The 13376-nt window shown below is 75.3% G+C and carries 15 protein-coding genes; 5 read left to right on the top strand and 10 right to left on the bottom strand.

The features are described 5' to 3' along the window. Window positions 1–17 precede the first annotated feature (17 nt). Window positions 18–638: a glyoxalase gene (locus ACIQFU_RS33150; RefSeq protein WP_402556564.1), complete on the bottom strand. Its 621-nt coding sequence runs from the start codon at window positions 636–638 to the stop codon at window positions 18–20. Between the two features lie 130 nt (window positions 639–768). On the opposite strand from ACIQFU_RS33150, the gene ACIQFU_RS33145 reads away from it, so the two are divergent. Beyond that, the gene (locus tag ACIQFU_RS33145) at window positions 769–1353 is read left to right on the top strand and encodes a TerD family protein (RefSeq protein ID WP_402556562.1); all 585 of its coding nucleotides are present in this window, start codon (window positions 769–771) and stop codon (window positions 1351–1353) included. An 81-nt stretch (window positions 1354–1434) separates the two neighbouring features. Here ACIQFU_RS33145 and ACIQFU_RS33140 read toward each other — a convergent pair whose 3' ends face one another. Next, window positions 1435–3705: an FG-GAP repeat domain-containing protein gene (locus ACIQFU_RS33140; protein ID WP_402556561.1), complete on the bottom strand. Its 2271-nt coding sequence runs from the start codon at window positions 3703–3705 to the stop codon at window positions 1435–1437. A 174-nt stretch (window positions 3706–3879) separates the two neighbouring features. Beyond that, window positions 3880–4617 carry a ferritin-like domain-containing protein gene (locus ACIQFU_RS33135; RefSeq protein WP_402556559.1) on the bottom strand — a complete coding sequence of 246 codons (738 nt, stop codon included), beginning with the start codon at window positions 4615–4617 and terminating at the stop codon, window positions 3880–3882. 370 nt (window positions 4618–4987) lie between these two features. On the opposite strand from ACIQFU_RS33135, the gene ACIQFU_RS33130 reads away from it, so the two are divergent. The 3 genes from ACIQFU_RS33130 (at window position 4988) to ACIQFU_RS33120 (ending at window position 7462) form a co-directional block, all read left to right on the top strand. Beyond that, window positions 4988–5191, top strand: coding sequence for a cold-shock protein (locus ACIQFU_RS33130; RefSeq protein WP_003975209.1), 204 nt, complete (start codon window positions 4988–4990; stop codon window positions 5189–5191). Between the two features lie 280 nt (window positions 5192–5471). Beyond that, a complete protein-coding gene (locus ACIQFU_RS33125; RefSeq protein WP_402556558.1) occupies window positions 5472–7058 on the top strand; it encodes a DEAD/DEAH box helicase in 1587 nt (528 codons plus the stop codon). 74 nt (window positions 7059–7132) lie between these two features. Further along, window positions 7133–7462 carry an SCO5918 family protein gene (locus ACIQFU_RS33120; protein WP_402556556.1) on the top strand — a complete coding sequence of 110 codons (330 nt, stop codon included), beginning with the start codon at window positions 7133–7135 and terminating at the stop codon, window positions 7460–7462. A gap of 2 nt (window positions 7463–7464) precedes the next feature. Here ACIQFU_RS33120 and ACIQFU_RS33115 read toward each other — a convergent pair whose 3' ends face one another. Genes ACIQFU_RS33115 through ACIQFU_RS33095 form a run of 5 tightly spaced genes read right to left on the bottom strand, consistent with a single transcriptional unit; the run spans window position 7465 to window position 9920 of the window. Continuing rightward, window positions 7465–7818, bottom strand: coding sequence for a DUF952 domain-containing protein (locus ACIQFU_RS33115; RefSeq protein WP_402556554.1), 354 nt, complete (start codon window positions 7816–7818; stop codon window positions 7465–7467). After that, window positions 7815–8384 carry a hypothetical protein gene (locus ACIQFU_RS33110; RefSeq protein WP_402556553.1) on the bottom strand — a complete coding sequence of 190 codons (570 nt, stop codon included), beginning with the start codon at window positions 8382–8384 and terminating at the stop codon, window positions 7815–7817. The genes ACIQFU_RS33115 and ACIQFU_RS33110 overlap by 4 nt, the downstream gene beginning before the upstream one ends. Further along, complete coding sequence (locus ACIQFU_RS33105) at window positions 8368–8859, bottom strand: RNA polymerase sigma factor (RefSeq protein WP_328561645.1); 492 nt, start codon at window positions 8857–8859, stop codon at window positions 8368–8370. Before ACIQFU_RS33105 ends, ACIQFU_RS33110 begins: the two co-directional genes overlap by 17 nt. A 42-nt stretch (window positions 8860–8901) precedes the next feature. Beyond that, complete coding sequence (locus tag ACIQFU_RS33100) at window positions 8902–9528, bottom strand: class F sortase (protein ID WP_402556551.1); 627 nt, start codon at window positions 9526–9528, stop codon at window positions 8902–8904. Next, entirely contained in the window at window positions 9525–9920 is a 396-nt protein-coding gene (locus ACIQFU_RS33095; protein WP_402556549.1) for an LPXTG cell wall anchor domain-containing protein, read from the bottom strand. Before ACIQFU_RS33095 ends, ACIQFU_RS33100 begins: the two co-directional genes overlap by 4 nt. A 237-nt stretch (window positions 9921–10157) precedes the next feature. Here ACIQFU_RS33095 and ACIQFU_RS33090 point away from each other — a divergent pair, with 237 nt between their 5' ends. Beyond that, the gene (locus ACIQFU_RS33090; protein WP_402556548.1) at window positions 10158–11162 is read left to right on the top strand and encodes an NAD-dependent epimerase/dehydratase family protein; all 1005 of its coding nucleotides are present in this window, start codon (window positions 10158–10160) and stop codon (window positions 11160–11162) included. Between the two features lie 62 nt (window positions 11163–11224). On the opposite strand, the gene ACIQFU_RS33085 is transcribed toward ACIQFU_RS33090, so the two are convergent. Together ACIQFU_RS33085 and ACIQFU_RS33080 are read right to left on the bottom strand one after the other, a co-directional pair. Further along, window positions 11225–12319, bottom strand: coding sequence for a sensor histidine kinase (locus tag ACIQFU_RS33085; protein WP_402556609.1), 1095 nt, complete (start codon window positions 12317–12319; stop codon window positions 11225–11227). Between the two features lie 20 nt (window positions 12320–12339). Then, the gene (locus ACIQFU_RS33080) at window positions 12340–13026 is read right to left on the bottom strand and encodes a response regulator transcription factor (RefSeq protein ID WP_402556607.1); all 687 of its coding nucleotides are present in this window, start codon (window positions 13024–13026) and stop codon (window positions 12340–12342) included. Between the last annotated feature and the right edge of the window lie 350 nt (window positions 13027–13376).

Raw genomic sequence — 13376 nt, 5'->3', positions numbered from 1 at the left:
CACAGGAAACTAACGGATCAGTGGCTGAGTTCCGGCTGCCAGGCGAAGCCGTCCGGGTCGGCGAAGGGGCGGGTGCCGCCGGAGACGACGAGACGGTGGGAGCCGGTGCCCTCGGCGGCCACGCCCGCGACCTTGGCGAGGGCACGGCGCTTGTAGAGGGAGAGCTTGACGGTGTCCGGGCCGGTGGCGAACTCGACGTACTTCCCGCCGAAGCTCTTGCCCACGGTGAGGCCCTGCTCGACGTAGAACCGCTTGGTCGCCTTGACGTCCTCGACGCCCAGGAGGAGCACGATCTCGTCCACGTCGCGGCTGGCCGGGGCGGTGTCCTTCTTCGACGAGGTGGCGATCTGCCAGACCGTGCCGTCCGGTGCCTGGACGACTCCGCCGTAGCCCCACAGCGACTTCGCGGCGGGCTTGAGGACGGTGGCGCCGGCGTCGACGGCGCCGGTGAACAGCGCGTCGACGTTGCCGGGCTGGGCCACCACGAGCGACAGCGTGAAGCCGCGGAAACCGCTCGTGGGGCTGTCGGAGGCGCGGACCCGCACCCGCGACTCGTCGAGTCCGAAGGCGTCGGAGTAGAAGCGGGCGGCGGCCTCGGGGTCGGCCACTTCGAGGGTGATGGAGTCGATGGAGTTCATGTCCATGACGGTAGGGGCGGCCGGGTCCGCGGTGCTTCTCGAAAACTGACGGACCGCCCCGCCCTGACGAAGGGTTCCGGCGCCAGGCAGACTCTGCGGCACAGGCACGACCACGGAGGATGACCCACACATGATCACGCTCACCAAGGAAGGCGGTCCCGCGGACCTGGACGGGGTCACGCACCTGTCCATCGGCGTCTCCTGGGACCCCACCGCCGGCAGCAGCGGCGGAGTGCTCGGCAAGCTGCGGCGCAAGACCGGCACCGACCTCGACCTGATCGCCGTCGCCCTGCAGGGCGGGGACCCGGTGCGCCTCGCCGGACTCGACTCGCTCGACCCCATGGGCAACGGTTCGCTGCTCCACAGCGGCGACAACCAGACCGGCCACGGGGACGGTGACGACGAGACGGTGACCGTCGAGTTCGCACGGCTCCCGAGCGCCATCACGTCGATCGTGTTCGTCGCCGCCGCCTACAAGAAGGGCAGCTCCTTCCAGAAGGCGCGCAACATCAGCTTCAAGGTCTACGACGCGACCGGCGGCAGCTCCGAGCAGGTCGCCGACATCTGGCCCAGCCTGCTCAGCCAGGACAACGGCTGTGCCGTGGCGAAGGCCGTGCGGGTCGGCGGGGCCTGGAAGCTGGAGGTCGTCAACGAGACGGGCAAGATCAAGCAGGGCGACGAGCACGCCCTGATGCGCTTCGCCGTCAGCAAGTAGCCCGGCCCGTCCCGCGGTACGCGGGACGCGCACGGGACGGACCCGCGGCGGGGCCTGCAAGGCCCCGCCGCGCCCATCGGGTCAGGCGAAGAGGTTGTAGTCCCGGCGCTCCATGAAGAACCAGGAAACCTCGGCGCGTCCCGCGAACGGCGACCGCCAGGCGCCCGTGCTCCTGTACAGGCAGGGCCCCGGGTCGGACGCCCGCACATCGGTCGCGTACAGGTCGGGCCGGCCGTCGTGGTCGGCGTCGCCGATGCCCACCAGGTGGTCGTAGGTGTTCCAGCCGCCGCCGATGCGCGTGCGGGGCGCGAAGCGGCCGTCGCCGTGGCCGAGGTAGAGCCAGAGCACGCCGGAGCGGTCCCGGGCCACCAGGTCACCGGCCGGGGCCCCGGCGATGTCGCCGGTCGCCGTGATCTGGTCGTACGCCCCCCAGCCGCCCGTACCGATCTTCACGCGCTTGGCGAAGGGGGCCTTGTAGTTCCCGGTGCCCTTGTACAGCCACAGGGCGCCCGAGGCGTCGGTGGCGACGAGGTCGGCCCGGCCGTCGCCGTTCAGGTCGCTGCCGCCGGTGAGCTGACGGTAGGCGTTCCAGCCCCCGCCGATCCTGATGCGGGAGGTGAACGGGGCCTTCGCGTCGCCCTTGCCGAGGTACAGCCAGAGCACGCCGGAGCGGTCCCGGGCCACCACGTCGCTCACCGGGGCGCCGCCGAGGTCACCGGCGCCCTCGATCCGGTCGTAGACGTCCCAGCCGCCGCCGACCAGCTGCTCCGGGTTCTGGAAGTAGGTGTACTGCTCCCGGGAGTCGAAGGTGTCGTTGAGCCACAGCCGGCCGCCCGTGTCCCGCGCGAGGACGTCGGGGGCGCCGTCGCCGTCGTAGTCGTGCAGGCCGGGGTCGCGGGCGACGGTGAAGGTGCCCGAGGAGACCAGCTTCGGGCCGATGCCGTTGAGCGGCTCGGCCTCGACCCGCCAGGTGTACGGGCCGGCGCCTGCGGCGGAGTACATGCCGCGGGAGCCGTTCCACTCCACGTCACCGTCCCAGTCGAGGTGGACGCGGTGCGGGTCGCCGTATCCGGTCGACAGGGGGTACACGTCGGCCCGCTTCACCTCCCCGGTGCGGGTGTTGCGCAGCGTGACGTCCATCGCCACGTTGACCCGGGACAGGCGCCACTCCAGGCGGAATCGGCCCTTGTCCCGGTCGAGGTCGACCACGTCGGGGATGTCGTCCCCGAGCAACGTCACCTTCGTCGCCTCGCCGCTGCTCGCCACGCGGGTGGCGACCGGCGCCCCGTCGGTGCCGGGGGCGATCCGGTACAGGCCCTCGCCGCCCGCCGCCGTGCCGCCGCCGGCGTAGAGGGTGCCGTCGGGTGCCGTGGCCGTCTCCCGCGTGTGGTCGAGGAGCTTGCGGGTGGCGCCGCTGGTGAGGTGACGGGCCGTCAGGGCGTACAGGGGATCCGGGTCCTGGGCCGTCAGTTCGCTGCTCACGCCGTACGTCACCCAGTCGCCCACGAGGCCGACCTGCACGTCACCGGACGCCTGCCCGATCGCGAAGCGCCGGTCGGTGCCGGTGCCGCGAGGGGCGACGACCACGTGGCTCCTGCCCTGGGCGTCCGACTCGGCCCAGGCCACGTGCGTGCCGGAGACGGTGACGGAGGCGGGGGCGGAGGCCGCGTCGTGGCGCCGCACGACGGCGCCGTCGGCCAGGTCGACCAGCGCCCACTGCCAGGTGCCCGCCGTCCTGTAGGTCAGTACGGCGTGGTCGGGGGTGCCCGCGACGACGTGCGGGTCGTCCGCGTCGCGCGGCAGACCGGTCACCGTGCGCCCGGCCGGTGCGCCGTCCACCATGTCGACGAGGTGGACGTCCTGGCCGCCGGCGCTGTTCGCGGTGCCGACGAGGAGGGTGGAGCCGACCGCGCCGGCGGACTGCCCCGAGGGGCCGAAGTCGTCCGGGTCCACGACCATCACGGACTTGCCCGTACTCATGTCGCGCAGTTCGACGAGGCCGTCGGAGCGCAGGAGCACCACCGCGTCCGAGGCCTTGGCGCCCATGGCGACCCAGCGGGGCCGCCCGCCCCTCGGATCGGTGGTCGAACCGTCGGCGAAGCTGGTCCACAGGGCGTCCGCGGGGCCGCCCTCGCCCCAGGTCAGGAACCCGGTCGCGCCGACGCCCGCCAGCCGGCTCCGGCCGGCCGGGTACGGCACCGCCGCGGAGGCGGCCGTCGCAGCCGACGCGGACAAGGGCGCGGTGGGCGGCGCCGGCGCGGCCACGGCCTGGCCGCCGGCCGGGACGGTCGCGAGCACGGCGGCGATCGCCACCGTCAGCCGCAGCCGGGAAACACGAGAACGGTGCAACATACGGTCCCTCCCCAGAAGAAGACCGCGGCGAAGCGCACGCGCGCGGCCGGACACGCGCAGGCGGCCGGATGGGACCCCCCTCAACCGGTACGTCGCCGCGCGCGAAGATCCGCTGGAGGATAGCAGCGCGCTTCCGCACAGGTCACCGGGGTCGTCGGGCCCGGCGTCCGGCGCTCACTCCCCGCCGGCGCCGGTCCACGCGTCCGGCCGGGGGGCGAGTACGGCGTCGGTCACCTCGGCGGACGAGGCCATGACGTCGGCCGTGAAACGGCGCCGGCCGACACCGAGCCGGCGCAGCCCCGCGCCGTGGTCGGCGGCGACGACGAGGGTGGCGGCCAGGAGCAGCAGCCGCCACAGGGCCATCACGGGGCGGCGGGTCACGGCGGGGAGTTCGCCCAGCGAGTCGTGCAGCCGCTCGCAGTGGAAGGGGACGTGCCGCTGCTCGTCGGCCAGGATCCGGCCGGCCACCTCCGAGGTCAGCGCGTCGTCGGTGCCGTCCCGCAGGGCGCGGTAGTACCGCAGCGCCACGACCTCGGCGATCATCAGCACCAGCAGTTCCGTGCGCAGGCCCAGCAGCCGCCGCAGCCGTACGAACACGGTGTCGCTCCAGTGGCCGCTCAGCGTCGGCCGGCCGCCCGCGGCCAGCAGCCGGGCGAGGAGCCTGGCGTGGTTCTGCTCCTCGGCGACGAAGAGCCGCACCGCCCGCGCGTAGTCGGCGTCGCCGGCCTCCTCGGCCTTGGCGACGAGGTTCGCCCCGTCACCGTCCTCGCCGACCTGGAAGCGCTGGACGCCGGACCACACCGCCCGGTGCAGCACGGCACCCCGCGCCCAGTCCGGGTCGCCCTGCGCCCGTCTGCGCTCGCGCTCGTCCTCGAACCGCCGTGTCCACTCGGCGTACCCGTCCCTGCCCACTGCGCCGCCCCTCCCCGGGACACGGCCGCCGTGCCCTGGAAGGGGACGACGCGGGCGGACCCCGAACCGTTCCGTCCGGGCCGTTCACCGCCCGCGCGCACGACGTGTCCTTCGTCTCGATGCGGGGCCGGCCGCGCCCCCTGCCCCCGGTGTCCGCCGGGCCGGCGGCAGAAATCGGCCGGCCGTCCGGGAATATTCCCGGACGGCCGGCCGGAGGCCGGATTATCGCCGGCACCCACCCGATCACGGCGTGCTACTGTCGAGGGAAGTTGCAGTTGTGGTTGCCTGAAGGTTTTTCCGACGGGGTGATCATCGCGGCGACCGGAGTGCACACAGGGTGAACTCCGAGCACCGTACCGAAGGAGAAAACATGGCTTCCGGCACCGTGAAGTGGTTCAACGCCGAAAAGGGCTTCGGCTTCATCGAGCAGGACGGCGGCGGCCCCGACGTCTTCGCCCACTACTCGAACATCAACGCTCAGGGCTTCCGCGAGCTGCTCGAGGGTCAGAAGGTGACCTTCGACATCGCGCAGGGCCAGAAGGGCCCGACGGCCGAGAACATCACTCCGGCCTGACGCTCTCGCACACTCCGCAGCTGGGGCCCGCACCTTGGGTGCGGGCCCCAGCTCGCCGCGTTTCCGGGCGCACGCCGCCCCGCGGGGTCACCGATTTCTCCCCGCGCATTCACCTTCGCCGCGGTCTCCGCGACCGCCGCGATCCCCGTTTTCACCAATTCTCCCGGTCCGCTCGGCCACCGCGCCGAAATCGACCGGGCCGGCTCGTTCTTGCGATTCCCTGCGCCGCTCGTCCGCTGCGGGTCTCCCTTGATACGTGCCGTATCGAGGAAGGTTCCCCATGAACCGCGCACGCACCAACGACCGCCGACGCTCCGGTGAGGGCCCGCGCCGCTCCCGGTCGGGCGGCCGCCCCCAGAACTCCGGCCGGCGTCCGGCCGCCGCCCCCCAGGGCGGCGAGTTCGCACTGCCGAAGACGATCACGCCGGCGCTGCCCGCCGTCGAGACCTTCGCCGAACTCGACCTGCCGGCCCGCATGCTGACCGCGCTCGGCGACCAGGGCGTGACCGTGCCGTTCCCGATCCAGGCGGCGACCCTGCCGAACTCCCTGGCCGGACGCGACGTGCTCGGCCGCGGCCGCACCGGTTCGGGCAAGACGCTCGCCTTCGGCCTGGCCATGCTGGCCCGCACGGCCGGCCGGCGCGCCGAGCCGCGCCGACCGCTCGCCCTGGTCCTCGTCCCCACCCGTGAGCTGGCCCAGCAGGTCACCGACGCCCTCACCCCGTACGCCCGCGCCGTGGGCCTCAGGTCGGCCACCGTGGTCGGCGGCATGTCGATCGGCCGGCAGGCCGGGGCGCTGCGCTCCGGCGCGGAGGTCGTCGTCGCCACGCCCGGACGGCTCAAGGACCTCATCGACCGCGGCGACTGCGCCCTCGGCGACGTCACGATCACGGTCCTGGACGAGGCCGACCAGATGACCGACATGGGCTTCATGCCGCAGGTCACCGCCCTGCTCGACCAGGTCGCGCCCGACGGGCAGCGGATGCTGTTCTCGGCCACCCTGGACCGCAACGTCGACCGGCTGGTCCGCCGCTACCTGACGGACCCGGTGGTGCACTCCGTCGACCCGTCGGCCGGTGCCGTCACCACGATGGAGCACCACGTCCTGCACGTGCAGGACGAGGACAAGCAGCGCACGACCGTCGAGATCGCCGCCCGCGAGGGCCGGGTCATCATGTTCCTGGACACCAAGCACCGGGTGGACCGGCTGGTGAAGCAGCTGCTCAAGAGCGGCGTGCGCGCCGCCGGCCTGCACGGCGGCAAGTCCCAGCCGCAGCGCACCCGGACCCTCGCCCAGTTCAAGGACGGCCAGGTGACGGCGCTGGTGGCGACCAACGTCGCGGCCCGCGGCATCCACGTCGACAACCTCGACCTGGTCGTCAACGTCGACCCGCCCGGCGACCACAAGGACTACCTGCACCGCGGCGGCCGCACCGCCCGCGCCGGCGAGTCCGGCAGCGTGGTCACGCTGGTGACGCCGGACCAGCGGCGCGACATGACGCGGCTGATGGCCTCGGCCGGTATCACCCCGCGGGTCACCCCCGTCCGCTCGGGCGAGGCGGAGCTGGCCCGCATCACCGGTGCGCAGTCCCCCTCCGGCGTCCCCGTCGTCATCGCCGTACCGGTGGTGGAGCGCCCCCGTCGTGCCGCCGCCGGTTCGGGTTCCGCTTCCCGCGGCCGGCGCGGCCGTTCCTCGGGACGCGCGGGCGGGCAGGGGTCCGGCACGGCGAGCCGTACCGGCGCCGCCCAGCCCCGCACCGGCCAGGGGCGCTCCGCCCAGGGCCGGCCCGCCGGCGAAGCCCCGCGCCGCCGCCCGCGCCGCCAGTCCACCGGCGGCTCGGCCGGCGCGACCGGCTCGGCGGCCTAGGTCACCGCCGGCACATCCCCTGGCACGTCCCCGGCAACGGACCCCGTCCGCCCCATCCCCTCAGTGGAGGCATCATGCGCTGTGTCATCGCCCGGTACCCGTTCGACCTCACCAAGGGAGGGGTGCTGGACTCGATGAAGGGCGTCACGCCCGAGCCCGTCACCGGTGAGTCCGTGACGATCGGCCGCCGCCGCTATCCGGTCAAGCAGGTGGGCGAGGTCGTCACCCGGCAGGACCGCCGCGACTTCTCCGGCGCCGAGGTGACCCGGGCGATGACCCGCCTCGGGTTCACCTGCCACCCCGCGCCCGGTGCCGAGCCCGCGCCGCCGGCGCCCGCAGCCAGTCCGGTCGAGACGGCGTCCGCGCTCCTCGGCGGCACCACCGCCCCGCCCCAGGACCTCTGAGGTCAGCGCAGTCCCGTGGCCCGGCCCCCGTCGTCCCAGCGGACCTCCAGCACGCGCTGGACGGCCTCGCGGTCGAGGGGGCCGAACACGTGGGGGAACAGGGTGCCCGCGGCGACGCCGGGCGGCGGGACGGGTTCCGGCGCCTCCCACACGCACCGGGCGGTGAGCCGCTCCTCGTCGAGGACCAGTGCCACCAGGGGCCGGGGCGCGTCGCGGTAGAACGCGTTGACGACGGCGAGCGTGGCCGCCTCGTCGGGCGAGCAGTGGACGAAGCCGTCCGCGGTGAGGGAGGCGGGCGCGTACGGCCGGGCCGGGTCCGCGTTCCACTCGGCGAGCGGCACCACGTGATAGATCATCGCCCCGTTGTAGCAGCCGTGCCCGCCGCGTCGGCCGCGCCGTCCTGCTCCGCGGGGCCGGGTGCCGAGGGCGTGGGCAGTACGTCGCCGGGTGTGCCCGACGGGGCCTGCCGGACGGGCGGGTCGCTCGGCTCGACCGACGGCGCGAAGGCGGGCGGCGCGGAGGGCGACGGCGTGGCGGCGGCCGTTCCGGGCGCCTCGGTCGGCAGCGCGGGGCCCGGATCGGGCGAGCGTGTCGAGTCCCGGGACGGGGCCGGGCTCGGTGAGACCTCGGGCGTGGGGCGGGCGGGGGCCGGCGGAGACGCCGGACTCGCGGGCGGGGCGGGAGCCGCCCAGTGCAGCGGCAGCGCGATCAGGGCGGCGGCGGCAGCGGTCGCCGCGGCCCCGGCGGCGGCACGCAGCAGGCGCCGCCGGGACGCCGCGCGCCGGATCGCCTCGTAGCGGCCCGGGGGCGGGCCCAGGAAGTCGGCGTCCGGACGCAGCACGACCAGCAGCGGATCGTCGTCGTCCCGCGCGAACCCCGGCTCGTCCCGGTCGTCCGGGCCGTCCTCAAGGCGTGTGGTCAAGGCTTCTCCTCAGGTGGACGCGGAGCAGTTCGCGGGCCGCGTGCAGGTCGGCCTTGACGGTCCCTTCCTTGCGTCCGGTCAGCACGGACACCTCCCGGATCGGCATGTCGGCGTAGTAGTGCAGCAGGATCGGCACGCGCAGCCGCTCCGGCAGGGACTGTACGAGCAACCGCACCGAGGGGTCGGCCTGTTCGGGGTGCGGACGCACCGCGACCTCCGCGGTGACCCGGCGCACCGCCCGGCGCTCGCGCTCTAGTCTGCGCCAGTGGTCCCGGACGAGATTGGCGGCGGTGACGTAGAGGAAACCGCGCGGCTCCTCCACGGACGTCCAGCGGGCCCAGAGCCGGGTGAACGCCTCCGAGGCGATCTCGTGGGCCGTCTCGTCGTCGTCGACGAGCCGGCGGCACCAGCCGGCGAGGCGCGGATACAGGGCGGCGAACAGCTCGGACGCCGCCCTGTCACGGGACCGTTTCAACGCTCTCCATGGTCGTGAGGGTATGCGGTGCGCGGCCGGACGCTACGCGCCCTCGGCGGCGCTCAGTTCGGCGAAGACGATCACGTTGTCCCGGTACTCGTCGCCGTCGCGCGGGCCGCCGCAGGTGATGAGCCGCAACTCCGGCCCTGCCACGTCCCCGTAGACGTCGTCCGTCGGGAAGTCCGCCTTGGCCACCGTCCGTACGGCCGTGACCGTGAACTCGGCCGCCGTGCCGTTCTCCAGGCGGGCCTCGATCCGGTCGCCGCGGTGCAGCCGCGCGAGGTGCCGGAACACCCCGTCGCCGTACCGGCCCACCGTGACGTGGCCCAGGAGGACCGACGGCCCCGCCTGGCCCGGGGTCGGCGAGTGCCGGTACCAGCCGGCGCGGTCGTCGTCCGTGACGGGCGGGACCTCCACCGTGCCGTCCGACGCGAGCCCCAGGTCCGTCACCGGGGTGTCGACCCCGATGGCGGGGATGCGCAGCCCCACCGGAACCGAACGCGCGAGGGGCCGCACCGACTTCGCCGGTGCGTGCGCGGCCGGTGCCGTGTTCGTCGCGGTCGCCGAGGGGGCGGGAGCGGCCTCGCCGTCCCCCTGGCCGCCGCCGCAGCCGGCGAGCAGCGCGGCCAGCGCGGCGGTGGCGAGGACGCGACCGGGGCGCGGGATCATGCGCCGGTCGCCGCCCGTCGACGGCGTACGACGAAGAGGACCGCGCCGCCCGCGAGGAGCACCCCGCCGGCGCCCGCGCCGACGAGCCCCGTGTCGTTCCCCGAAGTGTCGGCGGACGCCGCCACTCCGGTGTCGGCGGCGCCCTTGGGCACGACGGTGACCTGGCCGTCGGCGGGCGCGGGGGCCGGTGCCCGGGTGGGCTCCTCCGCCGGGACGCTGACGGACGGCACGGGGGTCGCCTCGGTGGCCTCGGTCGGTTCGGCGCCGGGGGCCGGGGTGCTCTCGGCGGGGGCGGAGGGGACCGGGGTGGGGTCGTCGGCGAACGCGGGCGCGGTGCCCGCCAGCACGGCGGTGCAGGCCAGGGCCACGGCACTGAGGATGGTTCGGCGCATCGGGTCGCTCTCTCTCGTGGTCTGTGCGTCCGCGCACCGCGTGGGTGCGGGACGGATCGGACGGAGAGACGAGGCGGGGAGGGGGCGGGTTGCAAAGGGTTGGCAAAGTCGCCTTGAGTCGCGCCGTGGGCGCGCCGTGGGTCGCCTCCCGGGCCGTCCCCGCTCCGCCCCTTACGAACCCGTGACGTGCCGGTCGGGGCGCCCGGTCCGGCGCCCCCGCGGGCCTAGCGTGTGCGCATGCGCGTACTGGTCACCGGCAGTGCCGGTTTCATCGGGTCCCACGTCGTCGAGGCCCTGCGGGAGCACGGGCACGAGCCCGTCGGCTACGACGTCCGCGAGGACCCCGGCGCCGACGTGCGCGACCCGGCGGCGGTGGCGCGGGCGCTGGCCGGCGTGGACGCCGTGTGCCACCAGGCGGCGATGGTCGGCCTCGGCAACGGCTTCGCCGACGCGGCGGACTACGTCTCCCGCAACGACCTCGGCACCGCCGTCCTGCTCGCCGAGATGGCCGGTGCGGGCGTGCGGCGGCTGGTGCTCGCCGGGTCGATGGTCGTGTACGGGGAGGGACGGTACGTCTGCCCCCGGCACGGGGTGGTGCGGCCGGGGCCGCGCGCCGTCGCCGACCTGGACGCGGGCCGGTTCGAGCCCGCGTGCCCGCGGTGCGGCGCGGAGCTGTCACCGGGGCTGGTCGGCGAGGACGCCCCGGCCGACCCGCGCAACGTGTACGCCACGACCAAGCTGGCCCAGGAGCACCTGGCCGCCGCCTGGGCCCGGACGACCGGCGCGACGGCGGTGTCGCTGCGCTACCACAACGTGTACGGCCCCCGGATGCCCCGCGACACCCCGTACGCCGGTGTCGCCTCCTTCTTCCGCTCCGCGCTGGCCCGCGGCGAGGCCCCGCGCGTCTTCGAGGACGGCCGTCAGCGCCGGGACTTCGTGCACGTGCGGGACGTGGCCGCGGCCAACGTCGCGGCGCTGGAGGCCGCCCGGCCCCCGGAGGGAGCCCTGAGCGCCTACAACACCGGCAGCGGTGAGCCGCACACGGTGGGCGAGATGGCCACCGCCCTGGCCGCCGCCCACGGCGGACCCGAGCCCGTCGTCACCGGCGAGTACCGCCTCGGCGACGTCCGCCACATCACCGCCGACTCCACCCGCCTGCGGACCGGACTGGGCTGGCGGCCACGGGTCGGATTCGCGGAGGGCATGCGGGAGTTCGCCCGGGCGGGCCTGCGGGGCGAGTGAACCGCGAGGGCGCTCCGCCGGTGCCGCGTGCGGGACGGCACGCGGGGCGGGGCGCGCTCCCCTCAGGCGTCCGCCAGGGGCAGGGTCACCTCGAAGCGGCAGCCGCCGGGGATGTTGTGGACCGTGGCGCGGCCTCGGTGGGCCTCGACGATGCCGCGGACGATGGCGAGGCCGAGACCCGCGCCGGCCGGGGGCGTACGGGCGTGGGTGCCGCGCCAGCCGGTGTCGAAGACCCGCGGCAGGTCCTCCTCGGGGATGCCGCCGCAGCCGTCGGTCACGGAGACCACCACGCCGTCGTCGAAACGCTCGGCGGCGACGGCGACGGTGCCGTCGGCGGGGGTGCGGCGGATCGCGTTGACCAGCAGGTTGCCCAGGACCCGGCTCATCTCTTTGCCGTCCACCTCGACCGGTACGGCCGCCACGGCGTCGCCGACCAGCCGTACGCCCTGCTCGCGCGCCAGCGGGTCCGCGCCCGCGAGGGCGTCGCCGACCAGGTCGTAGAGCGAGACGCGGGCCGGGGCGAGGGCGAGCGTGCCGGCGTGGATGCGGGAGAGTTCGAAGAGGTCGCCGACCATGTCGTTGAGGCGTTCCACCTCGGCGCGGATCTGGCGCAGGTAGCGGCCGGAGTCGGCGGCGACGCCGTCCTCCAGCGCCTCGGACATGGCGCGCAGACCGGCCAGCGGGGTGCGCAGGTCGTGCGAGATCCAGGCGACCAGCTCGCGCCGGGAGGCCTCCAGGGCGCGCTCCCGCTCCCGGGACTGGGCGAGCCGGGCACTGGTGGCCGCCAGTTCACGGCTGAGCGCGTCCAGTTCGGCGGTGGCCGGCGTGGTGGGGGCCGCGTAGCCGCCGTCGTCGCCGAACGACCGCGCCGCCAGTGCCAGTTCACGGCTGCGGGCGACGACCCAGCGGCCCAGCAGCAGCGCGGTGGCCAGGGAGACGACGGCCGCCATCGCCACGACGGTCGTGACGACGGACAGGTCGTGCGGGGACAGGAACATCGCCCACGCGACGGCCAGCGTGCCCGCGAGCATCGCGAGGACGGCGACCGCCGCCACCACGGCGAGCGACGCGGTCAGCGAGCGCCGCCGGATCAGCCGCAGCACGGCCGCGCCGGCCAGGCCGGTGGCGGCGGCGCCGGCGAAGGCGTACAGGGCCATGAGGAGGGTGGCGGGCACGGTCAGTCCGCCTCCCGGCCGGCGGCGTCGAAGCGGTAGCCCACGCCCCACACCGTCTGGATCAGCCGGGGCCGGGCCGGATCGTCCTCGACCTTGCCGCGCAGCCGCCGGACGTGGACGGTCACGGTGGACAGGTCGCCGAAGTCCCAGCCCCACACCTCGCGCATCAGCTCCTCCCGCGAGAACGCCCGCCCCGGGTGCCGCAGGAAGAAGGCGAGGAGGTCGAACTCGCGCAAGGTCAGAGACAGTTCGGTGCCGTGCTTGGTGGCCCTGCGGGCGGCCGGGTCGACGGTGAGGCCGGCCGCGGACGGCGGGTGCGGCGCCCGGGCCGGGGCCGGCCGGGTGCGGCGCAGGACGGACTCCACCCGCAGCACCAGCTCCCGCGGGCTGAACGGCTTGGTCACGTAGTCGTCGGCGCCGACCTCCAGGCCGAGGATCCGGTCGTCCTCGTCGCCCCGGGCGGTCAGCATGACGACCGGCACGGGCCCCTCCCCGCGCAGCCGCCGGCACACCTCCAGGCCGTCCATGCCGGGCAGCATGAGGTCGAGCACCACCAGGTCGGGACGGTGCACGGCCGCCCGGGCGAGCGCCGCCGGCCCGTCACCGGCCCGGTCGACGCGGTAACCGGCCCGGACGAGGTACCCGGCCACGACCTCCGCGACGGTGGGATCGTCGTCCACGACGAGAATCCGCGCGGGGACGACCGGAGCCTCGGCGACGGCCTCCGCGGTGTCCTCGCCCGCGGGCTCGGCCCCGGACCCGGCCGACGTCCCGGCCGCGGGCTCGGCCCCGGACTCCGGCTCGGCCCCGGACCCGGCCGCGGGCTCGGCCCGGGACTCGGCCAACCCCCCGGCCGCGGGCTCGGCCCGGGAATGGGCCGGGGGCACTGCGGGGGACGGGACCGGGGCCCCATCCGCACCTCCGCCCAGGGAGCCGATCGGCCGCCCGACCGCTGGCCCTGCGGGGGCCGGGTGCCGGGACCCACCCGAAGCCGCTGCCGAAAGCCCTCCGGGGACCGGGGTCCGGAACCCACCCGAAG

This window comes from Streptomyces sp. NPDC093065, assembly GCF_044754585.1.
GTDB lineage: Bacteria > Actinomycetota > Actinomycetes > Streptomycetales > Streptomycetaceae > Streptomyces.
Note: the sequence above shows the minus strand (reverse complement) of the source record. Positions and strands in the feature narration are given on the sequence as shown.

Bases quoted from the DNA above. Each gene is read 5' to 3' on its own strand.
- ACIQFU_RS33150 (WP_402556564.1), bottom strand. From the start codon at position 638: ATGAACTCCATCGACTCCATCACCCTCGAAGTGGCCGACCCCGAGGCC.
- ACIQFU_RS33145 (WP_402556562.1), top strand. From the start codon at position 769: ATGATCACGCTCACCAAGGAAGGCGGTCCCGCGGACCTGGACGGGGTC.
- ACIQFU_RS33140 (WP_402556561.1), bottom strand. From the start codon at position 3,705: ATGTTGCACCGTTCTCGTGTTTCCCGGCTGCGGCTGACGGTGGCGATC.
- ACIQFU_RS33130 (WP_003975209.1), top strand. From the start codon at position 4,988: ATGGCTTCCGGCACCGTGAAGTGGTTCAACGCCGAAAAGGGCTTCGGC.
- ACIQFU_RS33125 (WP_402556558.1), top strand. From the start codon at position 5,472: ATGAACCGCGCACGCACCAACGACCGCCGACGCTCCGGTGAGGGCCCG.
- ACIQFU_RS33120 (WP_402556556.1), top strand. From the start codon at position 7,133: ATGCGCTGTGTCATCGCCCGGTACCCGTTCGACCTCACCAAGGGAGGG.
- ACIQFU_RS33115 (WP_402556554.1), bottom strand. From the start codon at position 7,818: ATGATCTATCACGTGGTGCCGCTCGCCGAGTGGAACGCGGACCCGGCC.
- ACIQFU_RS33100 (WP_402556551.1), bottom strand. From the start codon at position 9,528: ATGATCCCGCGCCCCGGTCGCGTCCTCGCCACCGCCGCGCTGGCCGCG.
- ACIQFU_RS33095 (WP_402556549.1), bottom strand. From the start codon at position 9,920: ATGCGCCGAACCATCCTCAGTGCCGTGGCCCTGGCCTGCACCGCCGTG.
- ACIQFU_RS33090 (WP_402556548.1), top strand. From the start codon at position 10,158: ATGCGCGTACTGGTCACCGGCAGTGCCGGTTTCATCGGGTCCCACGTC.
- ACIQFU_RS33085 (WP_402556609.1), bottom strand. From the start codon at position 12,319: ATGGCCCTGTACGCCTTCGCCGGCGCCGCCGCCACCGGCCTGGCCGGC.